Source organism: Nonomuraea zeae (genome assembly GCF_005889725.1).
Taxonomy (GTDB): domain Bacteria; phylum Actinomycetota; class Actinomycetes; order Streptosporangiales; family Streptosporangiaceae; genus Nonomuraea; species Nonomuraea zeae.
In genome coordinates, this window is record NZ_VCKX01000225.1 from 1 (window position 1) to 21201 (window position 21201).

Here is a 21201-nt window from a genome sequence, read left to right on the forward strand (position 1 = left end):
GGGGTGGCCGGTGGCCGCCTGCCAGGCCTTCTCGAGCTCCGGCAGCCCGAGTGCCTGGGTGAGAGCCTTGAGCAGTGCGGGGCCCGGGGTGGTCGCCGGATGCGGGAACTCCTCGAAGACCGCGACACACCTGACGAGCCAGGCCAGGGCTTCGACCGGACGGCCGCGATCGATGGCCACGAGCCCGAGCTGGCCGTAGGCACCGGCCAGGCCGGGCCGGTTGCCGAGCTCCTCCTCAAGCGCCAGCGACCTGCCCAGCAGCTCCTCGGCCGCCGCCGGCCGGCCGCGCCTCTGGGCCACGATGCCGAGGTGGTGATAGCAGGCTGACGCGTCCCGCCGGTCGCCGATCGCCTCGAACACGGTGATGGCCTTGCCGAGCCACTCCTCGGCCTCATCCAGCCGTTCGCGTATCTCGGCGATGACCCCGAGCCCGTGGTAGGTGACTCCCACCTGACGCCGCTCTCCGGCGCTCTCGTGGATGACGCGGGCCTGGTTCAGCCATCGCTCGGCCTCCTCCCAGCACTCACGCGCGACGGCGAGGGCCCCGAGCTCCTGGTAGCCCAGCGCCAGGTTGTACGGGTCGCCCTGCTTCGCAGTGTTCTCGGTGGCTTTCCGGTACCACTGCTCGGCCTCCGCCCAGCGCTCCTGCTCGCGGGCGACCACCCCGAGCTGGTGGTAGGCGACGGATTGGTAGTCGCGACGCGCGTCGCTGCCGGGCTGCCGGTCGAGGAACTCGAGGAGATCGAGGTAGGTCCGCCGGGCCACGTCCAGCTCGCCCGCTCTGAGCTGCCAGTTGGCTTCGGTCGCGACGGCGAGCAACCAGTACTTCACCGCGGGCTGCTCCATTCCGCCGTCAGGTGTGCCCAAGGCGAGACGGGCCCGGTCGCACCACCCTCTCGCCTCCTCGGCCAGCCCGCGTATGTCCCAGTACTTCACGAACGGCTGGGTGATGTTCCGGGCCTGCTCCCACAGCCCCCGGTCCAGCGCGTGGCCGAGCATGGCGTGCAGCGTGCGCTGGTGCAGGTCGATCAGGGCCGCCGCCCACCCCGCGTCGCGGCCGGCCAGCTCGTCCTCCAGCCACGAGGCGTAGGCGGCGCAGGCGTCCAGGAACGCGCGGACGGTGGCGGCGTGCTCCGCGTCGAAGGCGTCAGGTCCGCCGGCGCGCCATTCCCCGATCAGGTAGGCGGGCAGAGCCGGATGGAGGCGGTACATCCGGCTGGGCAGCTTCGAGAGCAGCCCGATGGCGGCGGCCCTGGACAGCGCCTCGTCCCAGTCCTCGCCGCTCAGGCCCCTGAATCGCTCCGGGGCGTCTTCGGCCAGCGACAGCGCCCCCAGGATGCTCGCGCTGACGACGCCGTGGAAGAGCGCGACCGCGACCAGGGCCCGCCGGTCCGAGGCGGACAGATGCGTGAACGAGTAGGCGACGCAGGCCCGGAGCGACGTCGTGCGATCGCCGCCGTCCCCTCCGGGCAGGGGGATCGTGCCGCGCAGCGCCGACAGCAGGACGCCGGCGTCGGTCGTGTCCAGGTGCGGCAGGATCAGGCGCATGCTCAGCGGATGCCCGTCCAGCCACTCCATCAGCTCGGCGAACCTCGGCATCCCGCGCCGCGGCCGGGCCCGCGGGAAGGGGCTGAGGAGCTGCTCGGCGTGGTCGACGGCCTCTTCCGGGCTCAGCCCGCCCACCTCGATCCGGCGCAGGTCGCCGAGCCAGTCCTCGCCGGTGCGGCTGGTGATCAGCACCGAGCTCTTTCCCGACCGGGCGATTCGGGCCAGGAAGTCCTTCAGCTCATCCAGCTTGCCCTCGCCGGGGGCGGCGGCGCCGGGCAGGGTGCGTACGGACTCGAAGTTGTCCCAGATCAGCAGCAACCGCTGCTCCGCCAGCAGCCGCCGGACGATGCGCGCCCGCTCGGCGGGCTCGTTGAGCACGAAGTCCGTGCCGAACACCCGCCGGCCGACGGCGTTGACCACCCCGTCCAGGCTGAAGGACGCGACGCCCGGCTCGTACGAGTGCCAGATCACCCAGTCCGGCCGCCCGACGCCGCCCGTGTCGCGCCACCAGCGGCCGAACGCCTTGGCCAGCTCGGTCTTCCCCGTGCCGCCCGGCCCGTGCAGGATCACCACGCGTTGCAGCCGGGCCGCCGACTCCAGCGCGTAGAACAGGTCGTCGCGACCGACGAACGTCCCGACCGGCGCCAGGTCCGCGCCCGTCTCGGCGTCCCCGTCCGGCGCGGCGCGCAGCCGGTCGAGCAGGGTGTTCAGCGAGGCCCCGCTGCGCTCGGTCCGCAGGCCAGGGAAGCGGATGTCGCGCCGTGAGTAGTGCACGGGCACCACCCAGTCGGCCAGCGGCAGGCTCCCCTTGGGGCTCGGCCGTTCGTCGCGCAGGGCCAGGCGGGCGCGGCCGGCGGTGACCGCGTCGGCGATCCGGTCCCCGGCGAACAGCCGCTCGTAGAAGGCCGCCATGAACTCGGCCGCGGCGACCGCGTACACGCTGTAGGCCATCGCCACCACCGACGCCGCCCCGCCCTGCACCAGCCGGGTGGCGACCGCCGCCTCCACCTCGGCGCCGACCTGGCCGGACCGGCAGGCGTTCAGGACCGCCACCGGCACCCGGCCGGCCGACAGCACCTGGGCGACCTTCTCGGCGGGGACCCGGTCCGGCCCGCCGTCCGCCCGCTCGAACACGAGCATGCCGCGCGGTCCGGGCCCCGCGTACCTGAGCGGGCTCGCAGGCGCTCGCTCCTCGCCGAAGACGCCGTGCCCGTCGAAGTGCACCACCTGGAACGGCTCGCCCGCCTCGGCCGCCTCGGTCAGCACCTGACGGAGGCGATCCAGGGTGGGCGGCCGCAGCACGACGAGGTCGACGTTCCCCCGCACCGCCTCCAGCCGCCGCAGGAGGGGCCGGGCGATCATCCGGTACGCCACGTCCCGCCGGCCGGCCGGGCGGGAGATCACCATCAGCACGCGCAGCCGCGTCCCGGCGGCGGGGAACGACCCGGCCAGGTCACGTACCGGCAGGCTCCTGGTGACGGCGACCCGGTCGAGGGCGATGGGCAGGTCGCGGTCGGGATCGACCATCAGCTCCCACGGCAGCCCCAGCCGCCGGGGCGACGCCGACTGGAACACCAGCTCCACCGCGTTACCCCTGGCCCGCACGGCGGCGTAGGCGGCCCGCGCCGCCGCAGATCCGAATATCGCAAAGAAAAGGCTTTTGCCCCAGTCTGGCAGTCGCTCGGCGATATCCGAGCCCCTGTCGGAATACACCGCGTAGGGATAACGCAGATAGTCCTCCAGATACCAGCGCAGATCCTCCAGCGCCTCATCATCCAGCGGCCAGGCCAGCTCGACCGGCTCCCCGACGCGCTCGGGGAGCTGCTCACCGGCCAGCCACACCGACAGGGACACCAGGTCGTCGTCACCGATGTCCACCAGCAGCCGATCGATCATCGACCCACCCGCCTTGCCCAGGCCCCGGCTCCAGGCTAGACAAACGGCGCGGCTTTTGCGCGGAAGTCTCCAGGAACCATCAGGTTGACACCGTAAACAACGGCTGTTTACGGTGTATACATGAAACGGGGAGAATCATGGGAAAAGGTGGCCGCACCGATCGCCTCGGCCGTGCTGTTCTACTTCGGCACCGGCTTGTCGCCGATCCCGGCGCTGACCTGGGTCGCGCCGCTGCCGGTGCTGTGGGCCGCGGTGCGCGTGAGCGGCCGGGCGGCGTTCATCGGCAGCTTTCTGGCCTACCTGCTGGGGCAGGCGAGCCAGTTCGAGTTCTTCTGGCGGACCCCGTCGGTGCCGCGGCCGATCGGGCTGCTGATCCTGGTGGGCAGCTCGCTGCTGTTCGCCGCCGTGACGCTGCTGTTCCGGGCGCTGGTGCGGCGGGGGTGGCCGCTCCTGGGGGCATGCGCGGCACCGGCCGCCTGGGTCGGGGCAATGCACCTCAACACGCTGTTCAACCCGTCCGGGATCATCTGGCCGTTCGCCACGAACCAGGCCGAGGTGCCGGTCGTCACCCAGATCGCGTCGGTGACGGGGGCGTGGGGAGTGGAGTTCGTCGTCCTGCTGGTGCCGGCCGCCGTCGCGGCGCTGCTGTCGGCGGGGGTCGCCGGCCGGGCGCGGCTGCGTACCGGGGTGGTGGCCGCGGTGATCTGCGCCCTCACGCTGGGCTTCGGGGCCTGGCGGCTGGCCGGTGCGCCCGGGGGCGATCCCGCGCAGCGGGTGGCGGTGCTCTCGGCCACCCGCTACCAGTGGGCGCCCGACGCGGCGAGCGCGGGCGGGCAGTCCCTGGTCGCGGCCTACGCCGGGCAGATCGCGGCACTGCCCGCGGGGGTGCGGACGGCGGTGCTGCCCGAGGGCACGTTCGGGACCGACGAGAGCAGCCTGCGGTCGGTGGTGGGGCCGCTGGCGGCGGCCGGGCGCGGGCGGGGCATCGACGTGGTGGTCGGGGTCGTCCACACGACGCCGGCCGTGAAGTACAACTACTCCGTCCAGCTTCCCGCCGACGGGTCCGCGCCTGTCTTCTACACGAAGTGGCACCTCTCCCCTGACGTACCGTTCAAGAGGGGTACGGAGCTCGTCTTCGCCCGGGGTCACGAGGACCGCGTCGGGCTGGCCAACTGCATGGATCTCAACTTCGCCATGCCCAGCAGGGGCTACGGGCAGGCCGGGACGCGGTTGCTGGCCGTGCCGGCGGCCGACGAGTTCGGCAACGGGTGGCAGCACAGCCGCATGGGCCTGCTGCGCGGGGTGGAGAGCGGCTTCACGGTGGCGTGGGCGGCGCAGTGGGGCACGCCGATGATCTCCGACCCGTGGGGGCGGGTGCTCGCGGGGACCGACACGGAAGGCACCAGGGCGCCGTTCGTCGTCGCCGTGGCCGACGTTCCCGCCGGGCCGGGCGGCACGCTCTACGCGCGCTTCGGCGACTGGTTCGGGTGGGTGTGCGTGGCCCTGGCCGTGGCCGGGCTGCTCCCGCTCCTGCGAAGGAGGCCGCGGCCCGGTCCCGGCCGGACGGTGGACGAGCCCCGAGCGGCGCGGAGTCCGCTCGGGGCGTGAGAGCCGTCAGCTCGCTGTCAGCCACACCGTGGTGTCGGAGGGCAGGAGGCCGTCCTCCAGCTGGCCGCTGGCCAGCGCCACCTCGCCCGGAGGCAGCGGCACCGGGCCGGCGCCCAGGTTGGTCACGCAGGTCAGGCCCGAGTCCCTGGTGAAGGCCAGCACGTCGGGGCCGAGGTCGAGCCAGGCCAGCGTGCCGTCTCCGAGCAGCTCCCTGCGCAGGCCGAGGCCCGTGCGGTAGAGGTTGAGCATGGAGCCCAGGTCCGTCCGCTGCGCCTCCACGGTCAGCTTGCGCCAGCTCTCCGGCTGCGGCAGCCACGGAGTGCCCGCGCCGAAGCCGTACGGGGGCTCCTCGCCCGACCACGGCAGCGGGATGCGGCAGCCGTCCCTGCCCGGGTTCGTGCCGCCCGACCTGGCGTACATCGGGTCCTGGCGCAGGTCGTCGGGCAGGTCCTCCACCTCGGGCAGGCCCAGCTCCTCCCCCTGGTAGACGTAGACCGAGCCGGGCAGCGCCATGGCCAGCAGGGCCGCCGCCCGCGCCCGGCGGTAGCCGAGCTCCAGGTCGGACGGGCTGCCGTGCAGGGCGCCGCCGTGGGCGAACGAGGTGTCCGCCCGGCCGTAGCGGGTGACCGGCCTGGTCACGTCGTGGTTCGACAGCACCCAGGTGGGCGGGGCGCCGATGGGCGTGTGGGTGGCGAGGGTCAGGTCGATGACCTTGCGCAGCTCCGCCGGGTCCCAGGGGCAGGACAGGAAGTCGAAGTTGAAGGCCGTGTGCAGCTCGTCGGGCCGCAGGTAGCGGGCGAAACGCTCCTGATCGGGAAGCCAGACCTCCCCGATCAGGACGCGCTCGCCATACTCGTCGGCCACCTCGCGCCACCGGCGGTAGACGTCATGGACCTCGTCGAGGTCTTCGTAACCGGTGTCCGACTTGATCAGCAGGGCGGCGGAGTCGATGCGGACGCCGTCCACGCCCCGGTCGAGCCAGAAGCGCAGCACGTTCTCGAACTCCTGGTGGACCTCCGGGTTCGTCCAGTTGAAGTCCGGCTGTTCGGGGGCGAACAGGTGCAGGTACCACTGCCCGTCGGGCACCTGGGTCCAGGCCGAGCCGCCGAAGATGGACTGCCAGTCGTTGAGCGGCTCGTCGGCGAACCAGAACCGGCCGCGAGCCGAGGGATCGGCCAGCGCCTCCTTGAACCAGGCGCTCTCCGTGGAGCTGTGGTTCGGCACCACGTCGATGATGACCTTGATGTCCAGCTCGTGCGCCTCGGAGATGAACTTCTCCGCCTCCGCGAGCGTGCCGAAGACCGGCTCGATGTCCCGGTAGTCGGCCACGTCGTAGCCGCCGTCGGCCATCGGCGACGGATACCACGGGTTGAGCCAGATGGCGCCGATCCCGAGATCCTTCAGGTACGGCAGGCGAGAGCGCAGGCCGGCGAGGTCGCCCACGCCGTCGCCGTTCCCGTCGGCGAAGCTACGCAGGTAGACCTGGTAGATCGCGGCCCCCCGCCACCACGTTTGCGACATGCGCTATCCCTTAATGCTTCCGGCGGTGAGTCCCGCCATGATGTGCCGTTGGAAGATGAAGAAAACGATGATCATGGGGATGCTGGTGATCAGCAGCCCGCCCATGACCTGGTTCTGGGTGACGGCCCCGGCCGTCTGCGACAGGCCGACGCTGATCGTCATCTTGTCGCTGTCGGTCATGACGAGCAGCGGCCAGACGAAGTCCTTGAACGAGGTGACGATCGTGAAGATGGACACCACGCCCAGGATCGGCCTGGAGATCGGCAGGATCAGCGAGCGCAGGATCCGCACCGGCCCGGCCCCGTCGATCTCCGCGGCCTCGATCAGCTCCCGGGGGATCGAGTCGAAGAACCGCTTGAGCAGGAAGATGTTGAAGCCGTTGGCCGCCGCGGGCAGCCACAGCGCCCACGGGTTGTTGAGCAGGCCCAGGTCCACCACCGTGACGTACAGCGGGATCAGCACGACCATCGCCGGGATCATCAGCGTCGCCAGCATCATGCCGAGGATGACGTTGCCGAACATCGGCCGCAGCTTCGACAGCGCGTACGCCGCCGAGACGTCCACGGCCATGCAGACGATCCAGCCGCCGAGCGCGTAGTAGCCGGTGTTCGCCAGCAGCGTGCCGATGTCGAACAGGTCCCACGCCTCGAAGAAGGCGTCCGGCGTCGGATCGGCCGGCACGAACGTCGGCGGCATCTGCGCGAGCTCTTCCGGTGTCTTGAGCGCGCCGGTGACCATCCAGTAAAGCGGGAAGACGAACGCCAGCGTGAAGAGGACCAGGACCGAGACCAGCACGAGCCAGTAGATCCGCCGGCCCCATCTGCTGTTGAGCTGGTGAGGGGAGACGATCGTGCGGAACTGCACCTCGATCGGCTTCGGCGACCTCTTCCTGCCCCGCTTCCGCCCGGTGGCAGCCCGGGCTCCGACGGAGATCACGCCTTGTCCTCCCTGGTCAGCCGGAGCTGGAAGGCCGCGAAGACGAGCAGCACGATCATGAGCATCATGCCGAGCGCGCCTGCCGAGCCGTAGTCCTGCAGCGTGAACGCGTTCTGGAACATCAGGTACGCGACCGTGACCGTGGAGTTCTCCGGGCCGCCGCCGGTGAGCATGTACGGCTCGATGAACACCTGCATGGTCGCCACGATCTGCAGCATCAGCATGAGCAGCAGGATCAGCCGCGTCTGCGGGATCGTGACGTGCCTGATCCGCTTGAAGATGCCGGCTCCGTCAAGCTCAGCCGCCTCGTACAGCTCGGGCGGGATGTTCTGCAGCGCGGCCAGGTAGATCAGGGTCGCGCTGCCCATGTTCATCCAGGTCGAGACGATGACCAGTGAGATCAGCGCGGTGGAGGAGCTGTCGAGCCAGGCCAGCGGCGGCAGGCCGAGGACGTCGAGCACCTGGTTGAACAGCCCGGGCCCCGGATCGTAGAACCACCTGAACAGCAGCACCGCGACGATCGGCGGCAGCATGACCGGCAGGTAGACCACGAACCGCAGGTAGGCCCGGGCGTGGCGCAGCTCGTTCAGCACGAGCGCGACGACGAACGGCACGGCGTAGCCGCACAGCAGCGCGAGGAGCGTGAACTCCAGGGTGTTGAGCCAGGCCTCGCCGAAGGCGGGGTCCTGGAACGCGGTCACGAAGTTGTCCAGGCCCACCCAGATCGGCTCAGTGATCAAGTCGGTCTTCTGGAAGCTCAGGATGAACTCCCTGACCATCGGATACCAGGCGAACACCGTGAAGCAGAACAGCGCCGCGCACAAGAACCCGTAGGCCGTCAGATTGCGCCTCAAGATCTGCATTCAGGTCAGCCCTTGGCCGCCAACATCGAGTTGGCCTTGGTCTCGGCGTCCGTCAGGAGCTGGTCGGGGCTGGCTTCCTTGCGGCTCAGGATGCCCGACATCGCGACGTCGAGGATGGCGTACAGCTCCTGCGCGTGCACCGGCTCGGCCTTCGGCGGGACCGTGCCGGCCGCCTGGACGTAGAGCTCGTAGTTCGAAACCGGCAGCGAGGCGTTCTTCACGCGGTCGGCCTGGATGGCCTGGCCGGTGGGCGAGTCACCGAAGACGGCGTTGTCCGGCACGCCCACGGGGTTGCCGATGCTCTTGCCGCGGGCGAAGTCGAAGCGGCCCTTGCCGACGGTGTTGAAGCGGAAGTCGACCCACTCCAGCGCGGCCTTCGCCTCCTCGGGCGTGGCCTTCGGGTTGATCATGAAGGCTTCGCCGCCGCTCAGGGAGGCCTTGGCCTCGGGGAGGCCGGTGATGCCGTAGTCGGCCACGTTGCCCTTGAACTTGTTGACCACGTCGGTGACCACGTCGGGCGCGCCGAGCATCATGCCGACCTTGCCGCTGCCCATGGCGACCATGAGCGACTCCCAGCCGACCAGGAGCTTGCTGCCCATGCTGTTGTCCACCCAGCGCATGTCGTGCAGGTTCTGCAGCACGGCCTTGCCCTCGGGGGAGTTGAACGCGGCCTTCTTGCCGTCGTCGGTCAGGATGCTGCCGCCGCGGCCGTAGATGGCCTGGGTGAAGTGCCAGCCGCCGGTGTTGCCGCCGGAGTACTCGCCGTAGCCGACGTAGCCCGGGCCGATGGCGGCGATCTTCTTGGCCGCCTCGCGGACCTCGGTCCAGGTCTTGGGCGGGTTGTCGGGGTCGAGCCCCGCTTTGGTGAACAGGGCGCGGTTGTAGACCAGGCCGACGCTGTAGTGGACGTTCGGCACGCCGTAGACCTTGCCGTCCTTGGTGACCAGCTCCTTGTGGTCGGCGCGCAGGTCGTTCCAGTTCTTGATGACGCCGGTGCTCTGCGTGATGTCCAGCGCCTGGCCCTTGGAGATCACGTCGTTGTAGTTGGTCACGGGGACCACGAAGGCCGTCTCCATCTGGCCGCCCGCCAGCTTGGGACCGAAGGTCTTCGGGTCGAAGCACGGCTGCTGGTCCGTGCTCTTCACCGTCACGCCGGGGTGCGCCTTCATGAACGCGGCCACGTCGTCGTCCCAGGCCTGCCGCTCCTTCGGCGCGGACTTGGCAGGCTGGCAGGCCACCGTGATCGTCACGGCCTTGGCGCCACCGCCGGCGGATGGGGTGGCCGGCTCGTTCGAGCCGCAAGCCGTGGCCGTGAGCCCGAGCACGGTTACGAGCAAGAGTCCCGTGGATCTCTGCATGGTCTGACCCTTCTGATGCGAGGTGCCCACACCATAGGATCGCCAACCGAAGTGCGCAATATTTCGACGACCTATTGCAAGATAACGACTACGTTACGACCCCCCGTCACCCCTGCGCCCGGGCGGTGGAGGCCCTGACCACCAGCTCCGGCTCGAACAGCAGCTCGTCCGCCGGCACGACCGCCTTGTCGATCTGCGCGACCAGGAGATCCACCGCCGCCCTGCCCATGGCGTCGATCGGCTGGCGGACGGTCGTCAGCGGCGGCTCGGTGCAGTTCATCAGCGCGGAGTCGTCGAAACCGATGACCGAGATGTCGGCCGGCACGGAGAGCCCGGCACGGCGGGCGGCCCTGACCGTGCCGAGCGCGAGCAGGTCGCTGGCGCAGATGACGCCGGTCACCCCGCGCTTGACCAGCCTGGCGGCGGCCGCGTGCCCGCCTTCGAGCGAGAACATGGTGTGCTCGACCAGCTCGGGGTCGCCGCCCTCCGCCTGGAACGTCTCCAGCTTGCGCCGCGAGGGCATGTGGTCCTTCGGCCCGAGCACCATGCCGACCCGCTCGTGGCCGAGCGCGCGCAGATGGGCCAGCGCCATCTCCGCCGCCACCACGTCGTCACACGACACCTGCGGGAAGTCGAGGTGCTGGACGGCGGCGTTGACCAGGACGGTCGGCAGCTTGCGCTCGTGCAGCAGCTCGTAGTGCCCATGGGAGGCGTCGGCCTGCGCGTAGAGGCCGCCGGCGAAGACCACGCCGCTGACCTGCTGCTGGAGCAGCAGATCCACGTAGTCCGCCTCGGAGACGCCGCCCACCGTCCTGGTGCACAGCACCGAGGTGAACCCCTGCTGGGCCAGGGCGCCGCCGACCACCTCCGCGAAGGCGGGGAAGATCGGGTTCTGCAGCTCGGGGAGCACCAGGCCGACCAGCCGGGCCCGGTCGCCGCGCAACTGGGTGGGGCGTTCGTAGCCGAGCACGTCCAGCGCGGTCAGCACCGCCTCGCGGGTCGCGTCGGAGACCCCCGGCTTGCCGTTGAGCACGCGGCTCACGGTCGCCTCGCTCACCCCGACCTTCTTGGCCACCTCTGCGAGTCGTCGTGTCATGCGCAAACTATACGGCCTTGAGCGCAAGCGCTTGCAATGGCTTACGTAGATCGGACGTCGCGCCTTGCACCGCGCCCATGGCGGACTTCCTGCCGGTTCCCGCTCTCTGACCAGCACCTAAAGACCGCACGGCGCGACTTCTGTCAGTCAAATGTTTGCGAAATCTCGTCGAAATATTGCGGCTATCTGCTCGACATCCTATGGTTCGGCCATCCGCCTTACCCGAAGGGCCACCCCCATGAGAGCACTCTTTGCCGCCCTTGCGTTGATACTCGGATTACTGGTCGCGCCCGCCGCGTACGCGATGGCCGACACGAACCTCGCCGCGGGCAAGACCGCCACCGCGAGCAGCGTCAACGACGTCTACCCTGCCGCCAACGTGACCGACGGCAACCAGGCCACCTACTGGGAGTCCGCCAACAACGCCTTCCCCCAATGGGTCCAGGTCGACCTCGGCACCAGCGCGAGCGTCAACAAGCTCGTGCTCAAGCTGCCCACCGGCTGGCCCAGCCGCACCCAGACGCTGACCGTGCAGTCCAGCGCCAACGGCTCGTCCTTCAGCACGCTGGTCGCCTCGGCCACCTACACCTTCAACCCGGCCGCGACCATCACCTTCGCCGCGACCACCACGCGCTACGTCCGGCTGCAGATCACCGCCAACACCGGCTGGCCGGCCGGGCAGCTGTCCGAGTTCGAGGTCTGGGGCAGCGCCGGCGACAACCCGCCGCCGCCCGGCACCAACCTCGCGCTCGGCAAGCCCATCACCGAGTCCTCGCACACCCACACCTACGTCGCCGCCAACGCCAACGACAACAATGTGCAGACCTACTGGGAAGGCGCCGCCTACCCCGGCCAGCTCACGGTCCAGCTCGGCGGCAACGCCGACCTGAGCTCCGTCACGCTCAAGCTCAACCCCGACGCGGCCTGGGCCCGCCGCACCCAGACGCTGCAGATCCTCGGCCGCGAGCAGAGCGCGACCGGCTTCACCAGCCTGGTGGCCTCCGCGACCTACACCTTCGACCCGGCCACCGGCAACACCGTCACCATCCCCGTGACCGGCAGGGCCGCCGACGTGCGGGTGCAGATCACCGCCAACTCCGGAGCACCCGGGGGCCAGATCGCCGAGTTCCAGATCTTCGGCGCCCCGTCGGCCAACCCCGACCTGACCGTGCCGGGCCTGACCTCCGCGCCGGCCGCGCCGGTCGAGACCGACGCGGTGACGCTGTCGGCCACGGTCCGCAACGCCGGGACCGCCGGCTCGGCCGCGACCTCCGTCAACTTCTACGCCGGCACGACCAAGGTCGGCAGTGCCGCCGTCGGCGCGCTGGCCGCGGGGGCGTCGGCCACCGTGTCCGCGAACATCGGCGCCAGGGACGCCGGCACGTACCAGCTCACCGCCAAGGTGGACGAGGACAACAAGGTCATCGAGCTCAACGAGGCGAACAACAGCGCCACCGGCACCCTGACCGTGAAGCCGGTCGACACGGCCGACCTGATCGCCTCCCCCGTCGCCTGGACGCCGGGCAACCCGGCCGCGGGCAACACCATGACCTTCTCGGTCGCGATCAGGAACCAGGGCACCGTGGCCGCCTCCAGCGGCTCCCACGGCATCACGCTCACCGTGCTCAACGACTCCGGCACGGTGGTGCGGACGCTGACCGGCTCGGCGAGCGGCGCGATCGCGCCCGGCGCCACCACGAGCCCGGTCGGACTCGGCACGTGGACGGCCGCCAACGGCAAGTACACCATCAGGACCGTGCTCGCCGACGACGCCAACGAGCTGCCGGTCAAGCGCGCCAACAACACCAGCGAGCTGCCGCTGTTCGTGGGGCGCGGCGCGAACATGCCGTACGACACGTACGAGGCCGAGGACGCCGTGATCGGCGGCGGCGCGGCCCGCGTCGGCCCGAGCAGGGACATCGGCACGATCGCCGGCGAGGCGTCGGGACGGCGCGCGGTCACGCTGAACCAGACCGGCGCCTACGTCGAGTTCACCACCAGGGCGGACACGAACACCCTGGTCACCCGCTTCTCGATGCCGGACGCGGTGGGCGGCGGCGGGATCGACTCCACGCTGAACGTCTACGTGGACGGCACGTTCCTCAAGGCCATCAACCTGACCTCCCGCTACGCCTGGCTGTACGGCGCCGAGGCCGGCCCGAACAACAACCCGGGCTCAGGGCCGCCCCGCCACATCTACGACGAGGCGAACCTGCCGCTCGGCACCACGGTCAGGGCGGGCAGCAAGATCCGGCTGCAGAAGGACGCGGCCAACGCCCACACCTACGCCATCGACCTCGTGGACTTCGAGCAGGCCACGCAGATCGCCAACCCCGACCCGGCGAAGTACGCCGTACCGGCCGGCTTCTCCCACCAGGACGTGCAGAACGCGCTGGACAGGGCCCGCATGGACGCCAACCTGACCGGCGTCTACCTGCCTCCCGGCGAGTACCAGACGTCCAGCAAGTTCCAGGTGTACGGCAAGGCGATCAAGGTGCTCGGCGCGGGCCCCTGGTTCACCAGGTTCCGCTCCCCCTCGGGCCAGTCGAACACCGACGTCGGCTTCCGCGCGGACGCCACGGCCAACGGCTCGACGTTCGCGAACTTCGCCTACTTCGGCAACTACACCGAGCGCATCGACGGCCCCGGCAAGGTCTTCGACCTCTCGAACGTGGCCAACATGACGATCGACAACATCTGGGCCGAGCACCAGATCTGCATGCTGTGGGGCACCAACACCGACAACATGACGATCAGGAACTCGCGGATCCGCAACGTGTTCGCCGACGGCCTGAACATGACCAACGGCAGCACCGGCAACCACGTCACCAACATCGAGACCAGGTCCACGGGCGACGACAGCTTCGCGCTGTTCTCGGCCATCGACAACAACTCCGGCGAGCAGACCGGCAACGTCTTCGAGAACCTGACCTCGCTGCTGACCTGGCGAGCCGCCGGCCTGGCCGTGTACGGCGGCTACGACAACACCTTCAGGAACATCTACGTGGCCGACACGCTGGTGTACTCGGGCGTCACGATCAGCTCCCTGGACTTCGGGATCCCGATGCACGGGTTCGGCGCCAGCCCGCCCACCACGTTCGACAACATCTCGCTGGTCAGGGCGGGCGGTCACTTCTGGGGACAGCAGACGTTCCCGGCGATGTGGATCTTCTCCGCCTCCAAGGTGTTCCAGGGCATCCGGGTCAGCAACCTGGACATCGTGGACCCGACGTACAGCGGGATCATGTTCCAGACCAGCTACTCGAGCCCGACGACCCCGCTGTACCCGATCAAGGACACGATCTTCACGAACGTGTCGATCAGCGGGGCGCAGAAGAGCGGCGACGCCTTCGACGCCAAGTCCGGGTTCGGCATCTGGGTGAACGAGCTGCCCGAGCCCGGCCAGGGCCCGGCCGTCGGGTCGGCCACGATCAACGGGCTCAGGCTCAGCAACAACTACCAGAACATCAAGAACACGACCTCGACCTTCACCCTGACCGTCAACTAGACCCCTCTACTGCAGCTCGGATCTGGTGGGCAGGCCCTGCCAGTCACTGACGCTGGTCACCGCGGCGGCGCTCAGCAGCGCCCCGCGGTGCAGGCGTTCCTGGGGGGTGAGGCCGTCGAGGGCCGCGCTGATGTAGCCGGCCGCGAACGCCTCGCCCGCCCCCGCCGTGTCCACGACGGGGACCTGCCAGCCGGACACGTCGTAACGCATCCGGTCCGCGCGCACGCTCGCGCCCTTCGCGCCGCGGTCCACCACCACCTCGCGCTCCGGCGTGAGCGCGGGCTTGACCAGGTCCAGCTCGTCCTGCCTGAGGAAGAGCAGGTGCGAGTCGCAGGCCAGCTCGCCCAGCACCTCCTCGGCCTCGCGGACCGACGGCCACAGATCGGGGACGTACTCGACGGAGAAGGAGATCATCACGTCGGCGTTCCTGGCCGCGCTCACGGCGGCCCGCACGGCGTCCTGGGCGTCCCGGCCGAGACCGGCCGTGATGCCGGTCACGTGCAGCATCTTCGCGGCGGCGATCCGGTCGATCGGGACGTTGCCCGGCGCGAGCCGCGAGCCCGCGGAGGCGGTGCGGTAGTGCGTGACCTTGAGCTCGCGCCCCACGCGCGTCTCTCTGAGGATCAGCCCGGTGGGCAGCCCTTCGGCCACCCGCATGTCCTCGACGTCGACGCCCTCACCCCTGAGCACGGTCAGCGCCCTGGCCCCGAGCTCGTCGTCGCCCACCTTGCCCAGATACGCGGCCCGGTGCCCGAGTCTGGCCAGGCCGATCGCCAAGGTCAGCTCGGGTCCGCAGACGTCGAGCCTGGCGTCGTTCTCATGGCGAACCCGGCCGCTGGCGACGACCCCCAACGGCTCGCCTAACGTGTAGACGTCGGTCATGAGCCAGACTGTAGTGGGTCAAGTCGCCCAAAACGGATTTTGGCGCGTAAGCCCTGGTTAAGACCGTGATCAAATATTTCTCGTAACTTTAGCGAACCTTTTCCCCATCTGATGGCTCAAAGTAGTAGTGAGGGCCGGTCACCCCGGGACCGGCTCGGAGTCAATACGGGGAGAGGAATCAGCACCCTCATGAAAAAGATCGCAGTAGGTATCCTTTCCGCTCTTGTGGGCGGAGCCATGCTGGTGTCGGGCGCGGGCGCAGCCTCGGCCGCCACCAAGGTCGACACGCAGCTCAAGATCCGCGACATCTCGCCGAACCCGGTCGTCGTGAAGGCCGGCGCCGAGACGACCGCGTACTTCGACATCGGGGCCAGCTCCGACGTCAAGAAGGTCGAGCTCAGCGTGGCCCCCGAGGACGCCGGCTTCCGCACCATGCGGACCAAGGACGTCAAGGACCTTGAGGGCTGGCGTTTCGCCATCGGCTTCAACGAGAACGACCCGGCCGGCAAGTGGCGCGCGACTGCCGTCGCGTTCGACGCCGCCGGCAAGGAGATCGCCAAGGACTCCTCGTTCTTCGCGGTCGACATCCAGAAGGGCAAGGCCGAGACCCGCATCTCGCGCTTCTCCGCTGACCCGTACAAGGTCCGCAAGGGCAAGTCGATCTACTTCTCCGGTCGTCTCCAGGTCGATGACGAAGGCTGGGAGGGCGTCCGCGGCGAGCGCGTGAGCGTCTACTACCGCGCCAACGGCTCGAGCGCCTGGAAGTGGGTCGCCACCGCCAAGACCAAGTGGGGCGGCAAGTTCAGCGCCAAGACGCGCGCCTACAAGAGCGGCACGTTCAGGGCCGTCTACAACGGTAGCGACGAGCTCGACGGTGCCAAGAGCCGCACGGACTACGTGCGGGTCTATGGCTCCTGGTGGCGTCGCTGATCCATCCCGCTTGAGGCCCGGTCCCGCATGGGGCCGGGCCTCCGGCTTTCCCGGATTCTTTACCTCCTCCGAGGTTTATCGATCACGCAATCGCCGCAGGGACAGTCCCATTGCGTTGATCGACCCCCGAAGGAGCTCGCATGCCGCACCCCGTGATCGCCCTCGTCCTGCTGAGCATGACGACGAGCACGCTGGGGGCGGCGCCCGCGCCTGAGCTGTCAGTACGTTATGAGCGCCCCGACTCACCGCGCGCCGAGCAGGCCAGAAAGCTGCTGAAGGACAGCGGCGCGCTGAAGACCCGGATCAGGCTTCCCAAACCGGTCAAGGTGGTCGCGCGGGACTGCGACGAGGCCGACGCGCGCTGGGACGGCGGCAAGCGCCGGATCACCATCTGCTACTCGCTGGTGGACAAGGTGCGCCGCACGATGACGGGCATCGCCGAGACCGAGGAGGCCGACGCCCGCACCACGAAGGCGCGCACGGAAGGCGCGCTGGCCGTCCTCTTCCACCACCAGCTCGGCCACGCCCTGAGCGCGATGAACGGGCTGGGCGACAGTCACGCTCAGGCCGACCAGTTCGCGGCGCTGACGCTCGCCGCCGACGCGCCCGCGCACGTGGTGCCCGCCCCCGAGGCCCGCCACCTGCTCGCCGGGCACGCCGGCATCGACCACCTCTCAGGACCGGACGAGTCGGCCACGTTCGCCTGCCTGCTGTACGGCTCCGACCCGGCCCGGCACGCCCGGATCGCCCAGGGCGGCTGGGTTCCCGCCGAGCGGGCGCCCGCCTGCGCGGGCGAGTACGACCGGGTCAAGTCCACCATCGGGTCCATGGCCGTTGCACGGCCGTGATAGTCGGCACGTAAGGGGTACCGTCCGGAGTATGGCTGAGGACCTGCTCAGAGACTTCGACCCGTTCGACATCTTCGACACCGAGGCGGCCCGGCTCGACCGGTTCTTCACCGGCCTCGACGAGGCCGGCTGGGAGCGGCCGTCGCGCTGCGACGGCTGGTCGGTCCGCGACGTGCTGGGCCATCTGGCCGGCGAGGAGCTGTACAACCACGCCTGCCTCGACGGGACCGTCCACGAGCTGCTGGACCGGCTGGCCACCGAGGGCGTGACCGGGTTCAACGACTTCAACGAGTGGTCCGTGCGGCAGCGCAGGGACCGGCCCGTCGAAGAGGTCCTGGAGGAGTGGCGCACCGAGAACGGCGAGACGCGGCGGCGCATGCGCGCGCTCGGGCGCGACGGGACGCTGGACACCATGGCCGGGCCGTACCCCGTGGGCCGGCAGGCCTTCCACTACGACTCCGAGTACGCCACCCACGCCGACGACGTCGGCGCGCCCGTGTCCGAGAAGGAAGAGGAGGACAGGACGCTGTGGCGGGTGGCCGTCGGTCGGTTCGTGCTGGCCGAGCAGGAGGCCAAGGTGCAGGTCGAGCAGACGGCCGAGCAGATCTGGGTGGCCGTGGACGGGGTCAGCGCGGCGCTGTCGTACCCCGAGTTCGTGGAGGCCACGGTGGGGCGGCTGCCCGGCTCCCACGACGTCGACCCGCGCATCGTCTCGGCCCTGAGGTGCCTGGCCTGAGCCTGCGTACCCGGCCCGGAGGGAGGCCGATCATGTGGCTGCGCAACCGTGAGGGCACGGAGCCGGTGAACGCGCGGAGCCCGTTGCGCGCCCGGCGGATCCTGTCTCTGATCGCGCTGGTCCTGGGCGTGGTGGCGGCGGTGTTCTTCGCCGTGCGGGCTATGAGCACCGGTGCGGAGGTCTGGCGCTGGGAGGCGGCGATCGCGGCCGCCGTGGCCGTCATCGCCACCGTGGATCTGCTGGTGCTGCGGCACCGCCGGTCACCGGGCTCAGGTCGTCAGGACCGCGAGCAGCAGTAGGACGATCACCACCGCGCCGATCGAGAAGATCACCCAGACGTGGGCCAGGGCCCACATCCGGAGACGGTCTCCGTACGCCTGCGGGAAGCCGTCGCCGTCCGACTCGATTTTGTTGATCGCCGCGACGCGCTTGGCCAGGTCAGGATCCTCGCGCTCAAGGGCCTGCTCGATTTCAGCGAGTATGCGGCGTTCCCTTCCAGAGAGACTCATCGCCATCACCATTGCTCTCACGCCGGTGACCAGTCTTTACCCACGCGGCACACCCGGCATGCCCGCCGCGGAGTCAGAGGACCTTCACCAGGAGCTCCTAATGCGGGAACGCCTTGGGCGGGCGCGGGTCCACTTCGTCCCTGTACGCCGCGATGACGGCCGCGATCTGGCGGGCCAGCACGGTGTCCTCGATCCGGTCAAGATAGAGCGAGCGTCTGGCCAGCGCACCGAGGTCCACGGCGAAATAGATGGCCATCAGCGGATTGACGAACAGCTCGCTGCCCCGCGTCCGGTCGGTGAAACGCACGTCGCCGAACTCGCCGCGGACCGCCGCCGCGATCGAGCCGTTCACGATGCTGGGGTAGCCGGGCGTCTCGGCGCGGGCATGGGCACGTCGAGGCCGTGGACCGCGGCCAGGCTCGCCATGTCCTCGACCGGGGTGCCGAGACCCGCCTCGTCACCGCGCAGCAAGATGTCGGTGCCGCCGTCCACCAGCACGATCGCGTCGAGGGCCAGGCGGTCGGCCAGCTCGGCGTAGGCGGCCCTGAGCGGCTGGACGCCGACCTTGGGGAAGGCGTACACGGTGGACGGCCCGCCCTGCGCGGCGAGCCAGCGGGCCAGCGTGCGCTCGGGGAAGTACCAGTCGGGTGAAGGGGTGTCCGGGCCGATCACGGCGAGGTTCGCGGCCTGCCAGACGTCGAGGTCGAGGGCGTCGAGGCGGCTGAACGACAGGTTCGCCAGGTGGACCTCCTTGCCGCGCTCGCGCAGGGCCAGGGCGAGCGGGAGCCCGGCGTACACGTCGAAGCCCCCGCCCGCGCCGGCCACGAGGATCCGCTGGGACGTCTCGAGGCGGGCGGACAGGGGCGAGTCGAGCATGCGTCACATCTTGCTATAGCGCTGCCTGAAGCGCTCGACGCGGCCGGCGGAGTCCACGATGCGGCCGCGGCCGGTGTAGAAGGGATGGCTGGCGGACGACACGTCCACGTCGATGACCGGGTAAGTCCTGCCGTCCGACCACTCCACCGTCTTGTCGCTGGTCGCGGTCGAGCGGGTGAGGAAGGCGTACTCGGCGCTCGGGTCGCGGAAGACGACCGGACGGTACGCGGGGTGCAGGTTCTTTCGCATGTCCCCTCCAACCAAGTGACAACGGTTTTCATTCCCTGGCTTCGGGATCGAGTCCGAGCACCGTACGGCCGCCGTCCACGGGGATCGTCGCGCCGTTGACGAACGCGGCGTCGTCGGACAGGAGGTGGGCCACGACGGAGGCCACCTCGGCGGGGCTGGCGACGCGGCCGAGCGGGTGGAGCGCGGCCAGCTGGTCCTCGACGGCCCTGGCCGCCTCGGGCTCCTGACCGGCCAGGAACGACTCGTACCGCTCGGTGGCCACCGAGCCCGGCGCCACCGCGTTGACGCGGACGCCGCGCCTGCCGTACTCCACGGCCAGCGCCCTGGTCAGGCCCTCGACGGCGGCCTTCGACGTCGAGTAGGGCAGGCTTCCTGGCACCGCTCTGGTGGCCTGGTGCGAGGTGATGTTCACGATGGCGCCGGGGGTGCCGGCCGCGAGGAAGTGGCGTACGGCGGTGGCGCAGCCCACGACGGCCAGGTCGAGATTCGCCGCGATCAGCGCCCTGACCTCGGCGATGGGGGAGGAATGGACGGAGGCGTCGCGGAACACGGCGGCGTTGTTGACCCAGCCCGCCAGCGGGGCCGACTCCTGGGCCAGGTCGGCGGCCCAGGCGGCGACCTCCTCGTCGGCCGCGTCGCCGATCAGCGGGACGACCCTGGGGCCCGCCCAGTCCAGGGCGGCGGCGTCGCGTTCGACGGCGACCACGGTGGCCTGCTCGCCGAGCAGCCGCTCGACCACGGCCCTGCCGATGCCACGTCCGCCACCGGTCACCACGTAGGAAACACTCATGACCTCGACGCTAATGCGGCAGGAGCGGCGATTCCCGATCTCGCCGGACCTTACGTGACTTTTATCACCGTATTTACGGGTGGTGAACGGGAACGAATCCATCGTGATCGCCCATGCCGGCCCGAAGTCCTCCACCCGGATGATCGGCGCACTCGCGATCACGCAAACCGCTGGATACGGCGTGCTCTATTACGCTTTCTCGGTCTTTATCCCGCCGATGTCCAGGGACCTGCACGCCGGGGTCGCGCAGCTCACCGGGGCCATCACGCTGGCCGTGCTGGTGTCGGGGGTGGTGGCGCCGGTCATCGGGCGCTGGCTCGACCGGCACGGCGGGCGCGGGCTGATGACCGCGGGGTCGGTGGTGGGCGCGCTCGCGGTGCTGGCGTGGTCCCAGGTGCGTACCGTGGCGCAGCTGTACCTCGTGTGCGGCGTGCTGGGCGTGGCGTCGGCGATGGTGCTGTACGAGGCGGCGTTCGCGGTGATCGTGGCCTGGTTCGACGCGGCTCGGCGGGCGCGGGCGCTGCTGGCGGTGACGGTGGTGGCGGGGTTCGCCTCCAGCATCTTCCTGCCGCTGACGGGGTTCCTGGTGGATCGGTACGGGTGGCGGCAGGCGCTGGTCCTCCTGGCCGCCGGGTACGCGCTGACCACCGTGCCGCTGCACGCCCTGGCCGTGCGCGGCCGTGGGGCGCCCCCGCACGCGAACCGGCGCGAGATCGTCGGGACGGCGCTGCGCGAGCGGCCCTTCTGGCTGCTCGCCGCCGCCTTCCTCACCCAGACGGGGGCGGTGGCGGTGATGGGGGTGCTGCTGGTCACGTACCTGATCGTGCTCGGGCACCCGCCGGTGTTCGCCGCGGCGGTGGCCGGGCTGCTCGGGGTGCTCTCCGTGACCGGGCGGCTGGTCACGACGGGGCTGCAGGCGCGGTGGCGGGTCTCCCTGATCACCGCGGCCATGTTCGGGCTGCAGGGACTGGCCGCCGTGCTGCTGCCGCTGGTGGGGCGGAGCGTGGCGGGGGCCGTGGTGGCCGTGGTGCTGTTCGGGCTGGGGTT

The 21201-nt window shown here is 70.2% G+C and carries 19 protein-coding genes; 7 read left to right on the forward strand and 12 right to left on the reverse strand.

Going from position 1 to position 21201, the window contains the following annotated elements; all coding sequences use genetic code 11:
* On the reverse strand, positions 1-3444 hold a 3444-nt coding region (locus ETD85_RS45100), incomplete at its 3' end, for a tetratricopeptide repeat protein (RefSeq protein WP_138696000.1).
* Positions 3445-3564: 120 nt separating this feature from the next.
* On the opposite strand from ETD85_RS45100, the gene ETD85_RS45105 reads away from it, so the two are divergent.
* Entirely contained in the window at positions 3565-5052 is a 1488-nt protein-coding gene (locus tag ETD85_RS45105) for a nitrilase-related carbon-nitrogen hydrolase (protein ID WP_138696001.1), read from the forward strand.
* 6 nt (positions 5053-5058) lie between these two features.
* On the opposite strand, the gene ETD85_RS45110 is transcribed toward ETD85_RS45105, so the two are convergent.
* The 5 genes from ETD85_RS45110 to ETD85_RS45130 form a co-directional block, all read right to left on the reverse strand.
* Positions 5059-6573 (reverse strand): glycoside hydrolase family 13 protein, encoded by a 1515-nt coding sequence (locus tag ETD85_RS45110; protein ID WP_138696002.1) that lies wholly within the window; start codon positions 6571-6573, stop codon positions 5059-5061.
* A 3-nt stretch (positions 6574-6576) separates the two neighbouring features.
* Positions 6577-7509: a carbohydrate ABC transporter permease gene (locus tag ETD85_RS45115; RefSeq protein WP_240779847.1), complete on the reverse strand. Its 933-nt coding sequence runs from the start codon at positions 7507-7509 to the stop codon at positions 6577-6579.
* Positions 7506-8372, reverse strand: coding sequence for a carbohydrate ABC transporter permease (locus tag ETD85_RS45120; protein WP_138696003.1), 867 nt, complete (start codon positions 8370-8372; stop codon positions 7506-7508). The genes ETD85_RS45115 and ETD85_RS45120 overlap by 4 nt, the downstream gene beginning before the upstream one ends.
* A 5-nt stretch (positions 8373-8377) precedes the next feature.
* The gene (locus tag ETD85_RS45125) at positions 8378-9730 is read right to left on the reverse strand and encodes an ABC transporter substrate-binding protein (RefSeq protein ID WP_170247180.1); all 1353 of its coding nucleotides are present in this window, start codon (positions 9728-9730) and stop codon (positions 8378-8380) included.
* Between the two features lie 106 nt (positions 9731-9836).
* Positions 9837-10826 (reverse strand): LacI family DNA-binding transcriptional regulator, encoded by a 990-nt coding sequence (locus ETD85_RS45130; protein WP_138696005.1) that lies wholly within the window; start codon positions 10824-10826, stop codon positions 9837-9839.
* 238 nt (positions 10827-11064) lie between these two features.
* On the opposite strand from ETD85_RS45130, the gene ETD85_RS45135 reads away from it, so the two are divergent.
* Complete coding sequence (locus ETD85_RS45135; RefSeq protein WP_138696006.1) at positions 11065-14334, forward strand: discoidin domain-containing protein; 3270 nt, start codon at positions 11065-11067, stop codon at positions 14332-14334.
* A gap of 6 nt (positions 14335-14340) precedes the next feature.
* Here ETD85_RS45135 and ETD85_RS45140 read toward each other — a convergent pair whose 3' ends face one another.
* Positions 14341-15216, reverse strand: coding sequence for a sugar kinase (locus tag ETD85_RS45140; protein WP_138696007.1), 876 nt, complete (start codon positions 15214-15216; stop codon positions 14341-14343).
* A 225-nt stretch (positions 15217-15441) separates the two neighbouring features.
* Between ETD85_RS45140 and ETD85_RS45145 the strand changes: the two genes are divergently transcribed.
* From ETD85_RS45145 to ETD85_RS45160, 4 genes are all read left to right on the forward strand, one after another.
* The gene (locus ETD85_RS45145; protein ID WP_138696008.1) at positions 15442-16146 is read left to right on the forward strand and encodes a hypothetical protein; all 705 of its coding nucleotides are present in this window, start codon (positions 15442-15444) and stop codon (positions 16144-16146) included.
* A gap of 140 nt (positions 16147-16286) precedes the next feature.
* Positions 16287-16994: a DUF4344 domain-containing metallopeptidase gene (locus ETD85_RS45150; RefSeq protein ID WP_138696009.1), complete on the forward strand. Its 708-nt coding sequence runs from the start codon at positions 16287-16289 to the stop codon at positions 16992-16994.
* A 31-nt stretch (positions 16995-17025) separates the two neighbouring features.
* Complete coding sequence (locus ETD85_RS45155) at positions 17026-17730, forward strand: maleylpyruvate isomerase family mycothiol-dependent enzyme (RefSeq protein WP_138696010.1); 705 nt, start codon at positions 17026-17028, stop codon at positions 17728-17730.
* 32 nt (positions 17731-17762) lie between these two features.
* Positions 17763-18029 (forward strand): DUF6343 family protein, encoded by a 267-nt coding sequence (locus tag ETD85_RS45160; RefSeq protein WP_138696011.1) that lies wholly within the window; start codon positions 17763-17765, stop codon positions 18027-18029.
* Here the strand turns inward: ETD85_RS45160 and ETD85_RS45165 are convergent.
* The 5 genes from ETD85_RS45165 to ETD85_RS45180 form a co-directional block, all read right to left on the reverse strand.
* Entirely contained in the window at positions 18000-18239 is a 240-nt protein-coding gene (locus ETD85_RS45165; RefSeq protein WP_138696012.1) for a DUF3040 domain-containing protein, read from the reverse strand. The two genes, ETD85_RS45160 and ETD85_RS45165, sit on opposite strands and share 30 nt — an antisense overlap.
* Before the next feature lie 97 nt (positions 18240-18336).
* Positions 18337-18591 carry a hypothetical protein gene (locus tag ETD85_RS65075; protein WP_206059277.1) on the reverse strand — a complete coding sequence of 85 codons (255 nt, stop codon included), beginning with the start codon at positions 18589-18591 and terminating at the stop codon, positions 18337-18339.
* The gene (locus ETD85_RS45170; protein WP_206059278.1) at positions 18588-19115 is read right to left on the reverse strand and encodes a DUF1152 domain-containing protein; all 528 of its coding nucleotides are present in this window, start codon (positions 19113-19115) and stop codon (positions 18588-18590) included. Before ETD85_RS45170 ends, ETD85_RS65075 begins: the two co-directional genes overlap by 4 nt.
* A 3-nt stretch (positions 19116-19118) precedes the next feature.
* Entirely contained in the window at positions 19119-19364 is a 246-nt protein-coding gene (locus tag ETD85_RS45175; RefSeq protein ID WP_138696013.1) for a type B 50S ribosomal protein L31, read from the reverse strand.
* 28 nt (positions 19365-19392) lie between these two features.
* Positions 19393-20154, reverse strand: a complete 762-nt coding sequence (locus ETD85_RS45180) for an SDR family NAD(P)-dependent oxidoreductase (protein ID WP_138696014.1) — start codon at positions 20152-20154, stop codon at positions 19393-19395.
* Positions 20155-20236: 82 nt separating this feature from the next.
* Here ETD85_RS45180 and ETD85_RS45185 point away from each other — a divergent pair.
* On the forward strand, positions 20237-21201 hold a 965-nt coding region (locus ETD85_RS45185), incomplete at its 3' end, for an MFS transporter (protein WP_240779848.1).